At 70.9% G+C, this 11389-nt stretch carries 10 protein-coding genes; 3 read left to right on the forward strand and 7 right to left on the reverse strand.

The window, feature by feature from the left end; genetic code table 11:
• The first annotated feature begins 76 nt into the window (after positions 1-76).
• Positions 77-1192, forward strand: a complete 1116-nt coding sequence (locus G4D86_RS32875) for an esterase/lipase family protein (protein WP_163998043.1) — start codon at positions 77-79, stop codon at positions 1190-1192.
• A 40-nt stretch (positions 1193-1232) separates the two neighbouring features.
• Here G4D86_RS32875 and G4D86_RS32880 read toward each other — a convergent pair whose 3' ends face one another.
• The 3 genes from G4D86_RS32880 to G4D86_RS32890 form a co-directional block, all read right to left on the reverse strand.
• Complete coding sequence (locus G4D86_RS32880) at positions 1233-1559, reverse strand: type II toxin-antitoxin system RelE/ParE family toxin (protein WP_163998044.1); 327 nt, start codon at positions 1557-1559, stop codon at positions 1233-1235.
• Positions 1559-1798, reverse strand: a complete 240-nt coding sequence (locus G4D86_RS32885) for an addiction module protein (RefSeq protein ID WP_240360599.1) — start codon at positions 1796-1798, stop codon at positions 1559-1561. Before G4D86_RS32885 ends, G4D86_RS32880 begins: the two co-directional genes overlap by 1 nt.
• Positions 1799-1867: 69 nt before the next feature.
• A complete protein-coding gene (locus G4D86_RS32890) occupies positions 1868-2761 on the reverse strand; it encodes a helix-hairpin-helix domain-containing protein (RefSeq protein WP_163998046.1) in 894 nt (297 codons plus the stop codon).
• A 200-nt stretch (positions 2762-2961) separates the two neighbouring features.
• Between G4D86_RS32890 and G4D86_RS32895 the strand changes: the two genes are divergently transcribed.
• Complete coding sequence (locus G4D86_RS32895) at positions 2962-4590, forward strand: peptide chain release factor 3 (protein ID WP_163998047.1); 1629 nt, start codon at positions 2962-2964, stop codon at positions 4588-4590.
• 22 nt (positions 4591-4612) lie between these two features.
• On the opposite strand, the gene G4D86_RS32900 is transcribed toward G4D86_RS32895, so the two are convergent.
• Complete coding sequence (locus G4D86_RS32900) at positions 4613-5155, reverse strand: hypothetical protein (RefSeq protein WP_163998048.1); 543 nt, start codon at positions 5153-5155, stop codon at positions 4613-4615.
• Positions 5156-5226: 71 nt separating this feature from the next.
• Here G4D86_RS32900 and G4D86_RS32905 point away from each other — a divergent pair, with 71 nt between their 5' ends.
• Positions 5227-6720, forward strand: a complete 1494-nt coding sequence (locus tag G4D86_RS32905; protein ID WP_163998049.1) for a carboxypeptidase M32 — start codon at positions 5227-5229, stop codon at positions 6718-6720.
• Positions 6721-6727: 7 nt separating this feature from the next.
• Here G4D86_RS32905 and G4D86_RS32910 read toward each other — a convergent pair whose 3' ends face one another.
• From G4D86_RS32910 to G4D86_RS32920, 3 genes are all read right to left on the reverse strand, one after another.
• Positions 6728-7084, reverse strand: a complete 357-nt coding sequence (locus G4D86_RS32910; RefSeq protein ID WP_163998050.1) for a four-helix bundle copper-binding protein — start codon at positions 7082-7084, stop codon at positions 6728-6730.
• A gap of 166 nt (positions 7085-7250) precedes the next feature.
• Positions 7251-9995: a M1 family metallopeptidase gene (locus G4D86_RS32915; RefSeq protein WP_163998051.1), complete on the reverse strand. Its 2745-nt coding sequence runs from the start codon at positions 9993-9995 to the stop codon at positions 7251-7253.
• Positions 9996-10166: 171 nt separating this feature from the next.
• Positions 10167-11336 (reverse strand): ribonuclease D, encoded by a 1170-nt coding sequence (locus tag G4D86_RS32920; protein WP_163998052.1) that lies wholly within the window; start codon positions 11334-11336, stop codon positions 10167-10169.
• Between the last annotated feature and the right edge of the window lie 53 nt (positions 11337-11389).

The raw sequence follows: 11389 nt of genomic DNA on the forward strand, positions 1-11389 counted from the left end.
GGTTGCGCTGCTCTCCCAGGCAATCCGGGAGTAGCAGGTGTTCCAAAACCCCCTCGGTAGATTGAAGGAGCCGGTGATGAAGAGGCTTCAAGCGGTCCTCGTGACAGCGGTGTGCGCGGGAGTGCTCGGGCTTGCCCCAGAGGCCCACGCGGGTGCGGCGAAGACGACGTACCCGGTGGTGTTCGCCCACGGCATGGGCGGGTTCGACGACCTGCTCGGCTACGACTACTGGGGCAACGACTACGGCATGTTCGTGGGAGACGCGTGTGACGCGCTCCTCGAGGTGGACTGCAACGAGGACATCGACGCGGGGCAGAAGTCCTTCGTGGCGCAGGTGGCGCCGTTCCAGTCCTCCGAGGTGCGGGGGCTGGACCTGGCGAACGACATCGAAGGCTTCATGGCGACGTCGGGTGCGGCGAAGGTGAACCTCATCGGCCACTCGCAGGGTGGCATCGACGCGCGCAAGGCGGCGCGGGTGCTGCGCGAGCGGCGCGGCGTCACGGCGGTGGCGGTGCTGGTGAGCGTGTCCTCGCCGCACCGGGGCTCGCCGGTGGCGAAGTACATCCTGGACCTGAAGCCGGGCGTGACGAGCGTCATTGCCGCGCTGGCGAAGTACTACGGCAACGTCGTGTACAAGGCGGGCAATGACGCGTACGCGGGCGCCAAGCAGCTCGTCTACAACGACTACTCGTCCACGGACGGCGTCACCACGGGCATGAAGGCGTTCAACGACCTGTACCCGGTGAGCACGAGCTACGCGGGCCGCTACGTGTCGCTCATCACCGCGCAGAACGGCGCCAACGTGAATCCGGCGCTGTACCTCTTGAGCGAGTTCTTCTTCGACATCGACGGGGACGGGTACTGCGCGAACGACGGCGACAACGACGGCGCGGGCGGCTGCGGCGACGGCGTGCGCAACGAGGCGGATGACGACGGCCTGGTGGGCATCAACTCGCAGCAGATGGGCACCCGGCTGCGCTACTCGGAGTCGACGTTCGGGTTCGACTCGGTGACGAACGACACGTCCGTCGCCGCGGTGACGAGCCTCAACGCGCCGACGAGCGCGCAGATGACGTCCACCTCCAGCGTCATCTCCCAGGACCACCTGGACGTGGTGGGCGTGGGGCCGGACACGTTCGACGAGCCGGAGTTCTACGCCGCCATCTTCCAGTACATCGCGACGTACGACTGAGCGGTGACACGGGCGGGGCCCGGGAGTCGCCGGGCCCCTGCTAGTGCGCGGCTCGCGGTGCGCGTCGCAGCCAGTACGAGGGGCGCTGGCGAGCGTGGGCAATCGCCAGGATGAACACCCGCTCGTTGAAGACCATGTACGGCAGGCCGTAGGGAAACCGCACCATGACGAAGCGATGGATGCCCAGCGGCTTCGCGCGCGCGTCCGGCCAGAGCGGCCAGGTGTGAGGGCTCGAGGCGATGGCCCTCAGATGTCCCTGAAGGTCCGCGAAGAACTCCGCACCCAGGCCGGCACGTCGCTCCTCGTACCAGTCCACGATGATGCCCACTTCCTGGGCGGCTTCGGGGTGGAGCTCGATTTGCAGCATCAGCGCCGGGACTTCAGTCGGGCGGTGATTCGGGCCTCGACTTCTTCCCAGGGGACCGTCTGGACGCGGCCCTGCCGGATGTCCTCGGCACGACGCTCCAGCTCCGGAGCCCACTCGGCCTCGACGTTTCCATCGTCCGGACTCTCATCCAGGCTGAGCAGCAGCTTGTGCGCGACTTCAGCGCGCTCCTCGGGAGGAAGCTGGAGCACGTCCGTGAGCAGTTCGTCCTTGGTGGCCATCGGAGTGAATCCTACCCGGCTGGAGCCGCGCTGGCATGTCATGTCGCTCGCTGCCGGACTTCCGGGACTTCACGCGCCCGGCTGCGTCTCCTCGGCCTCCACGCCGTAGTACGCGAGGCACTCCACCTCGCGGCCGCGCACCACGCGCCTGCCGTCGAGCGGGCCACCGTGCGCGGTGACGACGGTGCACTGGCCCTCCTCGTCGTCCTTGTCGAAGTACAGCACCACCCAGTCCTTCGTGGTGCCCTGCTGGTGCGCCAGCGCCGTGTTGGAGAACAGCGCCCGGAAGTTCCACCCGTCCACCGTGCGGCGCAGCACCGGCAGCCACGCCTCGCCCGACGGGTTGAACCTGCGCGGCGCAATCTTCCGCAGGCTTCCCGCCGCCGCGCGCCGCCGGTACTCCTCGTCCATCTCCAGCAGCAGTCCAATCTCCGGCTGCGCCCCCTCGGCCGTGGCCGCCTGCAGCCGCGCCGCCCCGCGCCGCTGACGTCCGAGCCGCGCCGCCAGCAGCTCGCGCACCTGCTGTCCACGCCGGGGCCCGAAGCCTTCCACCTGCTCCAGGCTTCCGTCGTGCGCCGCCTGCTCCAGCTCCTCCAACGAGCGCACTCCCAGCTCCGCGTGGATGCGGTGCGCCAGCTCCGGGCCGATGCCGGGCACGCTCGCGAGCAGCTGCTCCGGCGACGCCTCGGACTCCAGCCGCTCGAGCAGTCCCAGCGCCCCCGTCCGCACCCACTCCGCCACCGCCGCCGCGATGCTCTTGCCCACCCCGGGCAGCTCGCGCAGCCCCGCCTCACCCTCCGCGGCGAGCACCTCCGCCACCGGCTTCGGCCACTTCGCGATGCTCGTGGCGGCCTTCCGGTACGCATTCACCCGGAAGGGCATGGCGTCCTGCGCCTCCAGCAGGTCCGCCACCCGCTCCAGCATGTCCGCGACGTCGATGTTGTCCTTCCATTCCACGCCCATGGCTACCCCGAAGGTGGGGCGGCGCGGGGCCAACTGCCAGTCCCACCCCGTCTCACGTCCAGGAGGGCAGGCGAGCAGGCGGGGAGAGCGACTTCACGTCCCAGGGAAAGGCCCGCTCCGCCGCCCGGGCTCCGGCCTGACCGCCCGGGGCTCGTTGCGGGCTGCAAGGAAAGACCGCGCGTGATAGTTGGCCTCGGGTCATGACGAACGAGCTCGACAGGGAGGTCGCCCGCAGGCGGACCTTCGCGATCATCTCCCACCCCGACGCGGGCAAGACCACGCTGACGGAGAAGCTGCTTCTCTACGGCGGCGCCATCCACCTGGCCGGCAGCGTGAAGGCCAAACGGGCGCGGCGCCACGCCACCTCCGACTGGATGGAGCTGGAGAAGGAGCGCGGCATCTCCGTGACGTCGTCCGTCCTCCAGTTCGTCTACCGCGACCACGCGGTGAACCTGCTGGACACCCCGGGCCACCAGGACTTCTCCGAGGACACCTACCGCACCCTCGCGGCGGCCGACTCGGCGGTGATGCTCATCGACGCCGCGAAGGGCGTCGAGCCGCAGACCAAGAAGCTCTTCAAGGTCTGCCGCCTGCGCGGCATCCCCATCTTCACCTTCGTCAACAAGCTGGACCGGTACGGCCGCGAGCCCCTGGACCTCATGGACGAGCTGGAGCAGGTGCTCGGCATCCGCTCCTACCCGATGAACTGGCCCATCGGCATGGGGCCGGACTTCCGCGGCGTCTATGACCGGCAGGCCCGCGTCGTCCACGTCTTCTCCGCCGAGGGCTCCCACGGCGAGTCGGAAGTGGCGGAGCGCTCGGTCTCCATCGACTCGGACGAAATCAAGACCATCCTCACCGAGTCGGAGCTGGAGAAGCTCCACGGCGACATCGAGCTGCTCGACATCGGCGGCGACGAGTTCACCCGCGAGAAGCACGACTCGGGTCAGCTCTCCCCCATGTTCTTCGGCAGCGCGATGACGAACTTCGGCGTGCGCCCCTTCCTGGACGCGTTCCTGGACCTGGCGCCCGCGCCCACCGCGCGCCCCACCACGAAGGGGCCCCGCGAGCCCAGCAACCCCAAGTTCGCGGGCTTCGTCTTCAAGATTCAGGCGAACATGGACCCGGCGCACCGGGACCGCATCGCCTTCATGCGCGTGGTGAGCGGCCGCTACGTGAAGGGCATGAGCGCCTTCCACTCGCGCCTGGGCAAGGAAGTGCGCCTGGCCAAGCCGAGCCAGTTCATGGCCGCCGAGCGCACGGCGATTGAAGACGCCTGGCCGGGAGACGTCATCGGCCTGTTCGACCCGGGGCAGTACCGCATCGGCGACACGCTGGCCGAGGGCAGCACCGAGGTGGAGTTCGAGGGCGTGCCGCGCTTCAGCCCGGAGCACTTCGCCGTGGTGCGCTCCAAGGACCCGCTGCGCCGCAAGCAGATGGAGAAGGGGCTGGAGCAGCTCTCGGAAGAGGGCACGGTGCAGATCTTCCAGCAGCTCCACATGGGCATGAAGGACCCCATCGTCGGGGTGGTGGGCGCCCTCCAGTTCGAGGTGCTGCAGTACCGCCTGGAGCACGAGTACGGGGCGAAGATTGCCCTGGACCGGCTGCCCTTCGGCCACGCGCGCTGGGTGGTGGGCGCCAACTTCGACCCGAAGTCGTTCGACTGGGAAGGCAACCGCCAGACGGTGCAGGACCGCGACGGCCTGCCCCTGGTGCTCTTCCGCGACGACTGGGCGCTCCAGCACGCCGAGGACAAGCACCCGGAGCTGAAGTTCCTCTCCGAGGCGCCCATGCTCCGGAAGATGGCCGAAGTGGCCACCGGCTCGTAGTCCGTGACACGCGCGGCGGCGCCTACTTGTACGGCGCCACCGTGCCGCCGCGGAACGCGGAGTCGCGCAGCACCAGGCCTTCCTTGAAGAGGCGCGCGGCCTTGGGGCCGACGAAGAAGCCCTTGGGGTCGCCCTTGCGGTAGGTCTTCTTCACGAACTCCTCAATCTCCAGGAACAGGAGCCGGAACCTGTCCGGCGCCGCGTTCTTGCGGCCCGTCTGCGCGGTGATGTCCAGCTCCGCCCAGAACTGGCCGCTGAGCAGCTCGCCCTCCTCGTTGGGGCGCGAGCGCTCCATGAAGATGACGGGCGAGCGCACCTCGTCGATGCGCCAGTGCCCCTTGTCGGGCCCGCGCTTCACCTTGTCCACGATGGCGGGGCCGAGGTCGGTGGCCACCATGTAGAGGTCCTCGGGCGGGAGCTTGGGGATGTTCTCCATGCTCGCGCGGAAGGTCTTCCAGTCCTCGGGGACGCGCCGCGGGTAGACCTCCAACGTGAAGCGCTCCAGGAAGCGGAAGAAGGCGACTTCGTCATCGGGGGACATGAAGAACTGAAGGACGTTGGCCATCGCGCAGCCCTCATACCCCCGAGTGCGTCTCTCGCGAAAGTCCGCCGCGAAGCGCGCTAAGAATCCCGGGCATGGATACCTGGCTGCTCTCCCGAATGCAGGAGCTCCGCGACCTCCAGGGCCTCATCGGCCTGGCCACCTGGGACCAGGAGACGTACCTGCCCGCCAAGGCGGGCCCCGCGCGCGCCCACCAGCTCTCCACCCTCCAGGGGCTGCACCACGAGCGGCTGGTGCACCCCCGGCTGGGCGAGGCCCTCGCCAAGGCCGCCACCCAGGACGACCTCTCGGAGGACGAGCGCGCCATGGTGCGCGTGCTCAGCCGCGAGCGGGAGCGCGAGGTGCGCGTCCCCTCCGCGCTGGTGAAGGCCCTCTCCGAGGCCCAGAGCCGCTCCCTCCACGCGTGGCGCGAGGCGCGAAAGGAGAGGCGCTTCGCCCTCTTCCAGCCCGCGCTGGGGCGCCTGCTGGAGCTGCGCCGCGAGCAGGCAGACGCCTACGGCCACGGCGGCGAGCGCTACGACGCGCTGCTGGAGGGCCACGAGCCCGGCATGCGCGTGGAGCGGCTCACCCCGGTGCTGGCCGCGCTGCGCGAGCAGCTCATCCCCATGGTGGGCAAGCTCGCCGCCGCGCGCCGCACCGTGCCCCGCCTCTTCGACGGGCGCCGGTACGACAGGGACGCGCAGTGGGCCTTCACCGTGCGGCTCTTGAAGGACATTGGCTTCGACCTGGAGGCGGGCCGGCAGGACGTCAGCATCCACCCCTTCACCGGCGGCACGCACCCCTTGGACGTGCGCCTCACCACGCACCTGGACGAGTCCAACCCGCTGTCCGCCATCTTCAGCACCATCCACGAGGCGGGCCACGGCCTGTACGAGCAGGGCTTCGCGCTCGAGCACTTCCGCACGCCGCTGGCCGCCGCGCCCTCCATGGGCCTGCACGAGTCCCAGTCCCGCCTCTGGGAGAACATCGTCGGCCGGAGCCGGCCCTTCTGGGAGCACTACTTCCCCGGGCTGCGCGCCGCCTTCCCGGACGCCCTGGCCGGCGTGGACGTGGAGGGCTTCCACGCCGCCGTCAACGAGGTGAGCCCCTCGCTCATCCGCATCGAATCCGACGAGCTGACGTACAACCTCCACATCGCCCTGCGCTACGAGCTGGAGCTGCTGCTCGTGCGCGACGAGCTGCCGCTTTCGGACCTGCCCGCCGCGTGGAACGCGCGCATGGAGAAGTACCTGGGCATCGTCCCGCCCGACGACACGCGCGGCGTGCTCCAGGACATCCACTGGGCCTGGGGCGAGCTGGGCTACTTCCCCACGTACTCGCTGGGCAACCTCTACGCCGCGTCCCTCTACCGGGCCGCGGAGCGGGCGCTGCCGGACCTCCAGGGCCACCTGCGCCGGGGTGAGCTGCTGCCCCTGCGCGACTGGCTGCGCGCCAACGTCCACAGCCAGGGCTTCCGCCTGCCGGCCGAGGAGCTGGTGCGGGGCGTGACGGGAAAGGGCCTCACCGACGCGGACTTCCTCGCCTACCTGCGCGAGAAGTACGGCGCGCTGTACGGCGTGACGCTCTGAAGAAGTGTCAGTGAGCGAACAGCAGGGGCCTGCACGCGCGGGCCAGCTGCAGCGCGTCGCGGGCGAGCGCGTAGGAGTCCGGGTCCTCCGCGTCCAGCCACGCGGTACGGGCCACGCGGTTGCCCAGCTCGAAGCACAGGCTGGCGGTGCGGCGGGCCAGCCGGCTCTCCTTCTGCAGCGCGCGCACGTTCAGCTCGCACAGCTCCGCACACTGCCGGAGCAGGCGTACCACCTCGCCGCCCATCGGCTGTCCGCGGGCCACCATGCGCGCCATGCCTTCCTCGCAGGACGCCTGGCACTGGAGGCTCGCGGCGATGCAACGGGAAATGTCCGCGCGTGCACCGTCCACCCTGGCTCCCAGCATTGCGTACACCTCCACGAGGAGGACAAAGCTATGCACGCGCGTCCGGCTGGCAACCTGAAGTGGGGGGCCCCGGGGTGCGTGTTCAACGGTGGGCCCTGTGCGCGCTCACCTCCCGTCCCCTCGGGAAATGAGGAGTCCGCGTGAGCACACAACCCTGCACCGGCTGTCAGTAGCGCGTCAGGAATCGCTCCAGCCCCGGGCGCAGGGCCTCGCGCTGGGCGATGCACAGGTCCACGCGTTCCAGCGACTGCGCCAGGGTGCGCTCGCCGCCCTCGATTTGCCGTGCGTGCGGGCCGAAGAAGTCGGCCACCTGCTGGCGGTGCTCGGCGTCGCAGAAGAAGCTGCCGGTGGCCAGCAGCCACGTGGAGATGTCGCGGGGAAGGCGCTGGCGCAGCGGCTCGAAGTGCTCGCGCAGGAAGCCGAAGGCGCCGGCGCGGGTGGGGGGCTCGGAGAGCTGGCCGAAGAGGATGGGCAGCGCCTCGCGTGCGTCCACCTCCGGGGCCAGCAGCAGGTCCAGGCTGGCGCGAGAGAGCGCCGGGTCCTTGAAGGTGCCCAGCGCGCCGAAGATGAGCTCGCGCTCGCGGCCGCTCGGCGTGGAGCGCAGGGCCTCGCGCAGGCGCTGGTGCAGGGCGGCGTCACCCGAGGCCGCGGCGGTGCTGAGCACGGCGGAGGCCGCGTCCAGGGAGAGGGCGCTCCGGTCCTTCAGCCAGCGCAGGGCGAGCCTGCGGGCGTCGGCGCGCAAGGTGGAGTCCTCGCCCACGTTGGCCACCATCCACACCAGCAGCGGGCGCAGCATGCGCTGGTCCTCGCTCTCGCCCGGGCGCGACACGAAGCCCAGCTTGCGCGCGAGCGGACCGAAGAGCCCGCGCACGAAGCGCGCGCGGTGTGGCAGGAGCGCGTCGGGAACGAACTCGTCTCGCACGCTGCCCACCACGCCCACCGCGCCCGCCAACAGGTCCGGGTCCTCCGGGCGCAGCAGCCGCGTGGTCAGCGTGAGCGCCTGGGCCACGTCGAGGTCACCGCTCGCCACCAGGGCCTGTGCGTCGTCCATCAGCACGCGGCGCTCGGTGATGCTCAGGCCCTGGCCGCCCCGGCGCGCCAGCCGCTCCAGTCCGTCTCCGTGCAGCAGCGCGTGGTAGTAGCCGCGCCCGTCCGCGTTGGGGTGGACCTGCTCCGGGCAGGCCTTCGCGTCCTTCAGCACCAGCGTGCCCGTGGGCTCCGCGAGCACCGTGCACGCGCGGGCCTTGGCGCCACCGGCCGTGTAGACCACGCACACCGGCACCCGCCACGGCGTCGCGTCTTCTCCACCGGGAGAGCCCAGCGGCAGGTAGCGCCGCTGCGCCAGGGCGAGCTGGGGCGGCGCGCCCTTGGGGCACTGGAGCTCCATGGACACCAGCGGCACGCCGGGCTGGTCCAGGAAGGTGGAGAACGCGGGCCCCACGTCCCGGTCCACGGTGGCGGAGAGGGCCTGGAAGAAGTCGGAGGTCGTCGCGGTGCCGCGCGCATGCGACTGGAGGTAGCGGCGCACGCCGAGCTGGAAGGCGTCCGGCCCCAGCCAGGACTCGAACATGGCCAGCACCGCGGCGCCCTTGCCGTAGGTGATGCCGTCGAAGGCGCCGTTGATGTCGCCGACGGACTCGATGGGCTGGCGGATGCTGCGGGCGCTGACGAGCTGGTCCTCCGCCATGGCCTGGCCGCGCGCCTCCACGCGGCGCACGTCCCAGCGCCACCCGGGCTGCCACTGCGTGACGATTTTGTACGCGAGCCAGTCCGCGAAGGACTCGTTGAGCCACAGGTCGTCCCACCACGCCATGGTGACGAGGTTGCCGAACCACTGGTGCGCCAGCTCGTGCGCCTGCGTCTCCGCGAAGGCGCGCTGGCGCCACAGCGAGTCCCCCTCCACCGGGCCCAGGATGGACTGCGCGCCGAAGGTGATGAGGCCCGGGTGCTCCATGGCGCCGCCCGGCCCGCCGGGCACGGCCAGCACGTCCAGCTTCGCGAAGGGGTAGGGCGTGCCGAACCACTCCTCCAGCCGCTCCAGCAGCGGCGGCGTGACGCGCGCGGCCCAGGCGGCCTCGGCGCCATGGCCGCGCGGCACCAACATGCGCACCGGCACGGCGTTGCGGCCCGCCCTGCCCGCGTCCACCACGTCGAAGGGGCCCACCGCGAAGGCCACGAGGTATGAGGGCAGCGGCGGCGTGGGCCGGAAGCGCACCGTCTTCCAGCCGTCCTCGCCGCGCTCCTCGGCCTCCACCAGCGAGTTGGAGAAGGCGCCGTCCTCCGCGCGCACGCGCAGGGTGAGCTGCCAGGGAAGCTTGAAGCCGGGCTCGTCGAAGCAGGGGAAGGCGCGCCGCGCGTACAGCGCCTCGAACTGCGTCATCGCGTACCAGCGCCCGTCGTCCTGCTCGCGGAAGATGCCGGAGTCCTCGTTCGCGAGCGCGCGGCCCATGTACTCCACGTGCAACGTGGCGGCACCGGGCCCCACCGGCTCCTCGGTGACGAAGGCGAGGAACTCCCCCATGGGCAGCGCGGTGACGGGCACCTTCCGGCCATTCACCTCGAGGGTGGCGGCCTCCACGTCCAACTCCTCGCCATGGAGCCACAGCTCACGCGTGGCCTCCGTCAGGGTGAGGTCCACGTCCGCCGTGCCGCGGAAGGCCTCCTTGCGCGGGTCCAGCTCCAGCGTCACCGCCTGCCGCAGCGGGCGGGCCCGCACGTCCAGCCGCAGCTTCGGCGGAACGAGGGCGCGCGGTCCTTCGTCGGAGGACACGGCGGAGGGCACCGCTTCGCGGGCCGCCACGGGCGCTGCCGGGGCCTTGGGGGAGGGCGGCTCCTGCCGCGTGCTCGCACAGCCGGCGAGGGTGAGCGCCGTCAGGAGGCACGTCGCCGCGCCGAGGTGTCCGAGCCGCATCAGGAAGGTCTCCGCTCGCGGGACACAACGGCCCGCAGCCTCGGACATTCCACCACTCGCCACCTCGCGGCGATAGCGCCCCGCGCGGGTGTCAGGCGTGACGCAGGCGGGCGTGGAACGCCTGCCTCCCCGAGACGGGGAAAGATTGCGGTGACGGTGTCACCCCATGTGTCAGCCGTTGAGCACGGGGTGTTTGGCGAGCAGCTCGATGAGCGCCAGGCCGTACAGCCGCACCCGCTTCTCGCCGAAGTAGGGCACCTGGGCCAGCTCCTCCACGTCCTTCGGCGGCCGGCCCGCGAGCATTTCGAGGATGGGGTTGGGCAGCACCGCGCTGGGCGTCACCTTGCGCTCGGTGGCCTTCTCCACGCGGAACTGCTTGAGGGCGTCCTCGCGCTTGCGCCGGTTCACGTCCCGGGGCCCCTTGGCCTCGCGCTCGGGCTCCAGCTCTCCCTTGCGCGACTTCTCCACCAATTCGCGCACCACGCCGAGCACCTCGTCGCCATACGTGCGGACGAAGGAGCCGCGCACACCGGCCATGCGCGCCAGCTCGCGGGGGTTCGTGGGAAGCTTCACGGCGATGTCACCCATCGCCATGTTGGAGAGCATGCGCCCCATGGGGACGTTCTCCTTCTCCGCCCACTCCAGCCGCTTGCGGTGCAGCGCGTGGGCAATGGCGTTGGCCAGGGCCATCTGGGCGGGGTTCATCCCGGCGCGCGGCAGCTTGGGCTTGAAGTCCGCGCCCACGTCGGGCCGCGCCACCGCCTCGTCACACAGGCGCACGCAGTCCAGCAGCACCTCTTCCAGGATGTCCGCCTCCCTGCACGCGTCGCGGACGTTGCGGCCCAGCTCGCAGAGGTAGCGCACGTCGTTGGCGATGTACTCGCGCATGCCGGCGGGCAGCGGGCGGATGGAGAAGTCCGACTGCTGGTGCTCCTTGGGCAGGTCCACGCCCAGCCGTTCGCGGGCGACGTCGGCCAGGCCCACCTTGGGCCAACCCAGCAGCGTGGCCGCCCGGTGGGTATCGAACAGGCCCTGCACCCGGACGCCCGCCTCGGCGAGGAACTGCAGGTCCCCCTGCGCGGCGTGGAAGAACTTGGTGCGCGCCGGGTCGGCCATCAGCGGGGCGAGCAGGCGGGCCTCCACCCCGGGCTGGAGGGTGTCGAAGAGGAAGACGTCGTCGTCGGTGGCGAGCTGGAGGAAGCACAGCCGGGCGCGGAAGGCGTGCATGGAGTCCGCCTCCAGGTCCACGGCAATCTCGCGAGCCTCCTCGAGCTTGCGCGTGGCGCTCTGCGCACCAGCGGAATCCACCACGTCCACGGCACCCTGCGGGTAGGTCGGCATCGGGCTGGGCAGGCTAGCGGACCAGGGCTTCCCTTTGAGGTGTTTTTTCCCGG

The organism is Pyxidicoccus caerfyrddinensis, from assembly GCF_010894405.1.
Lineage (GTDB): Bacteria > Myxococcota > Myxococcia > Myxococcales > Myxococcaceae > Myxococcus > Myxococcus caerfyrddinensis.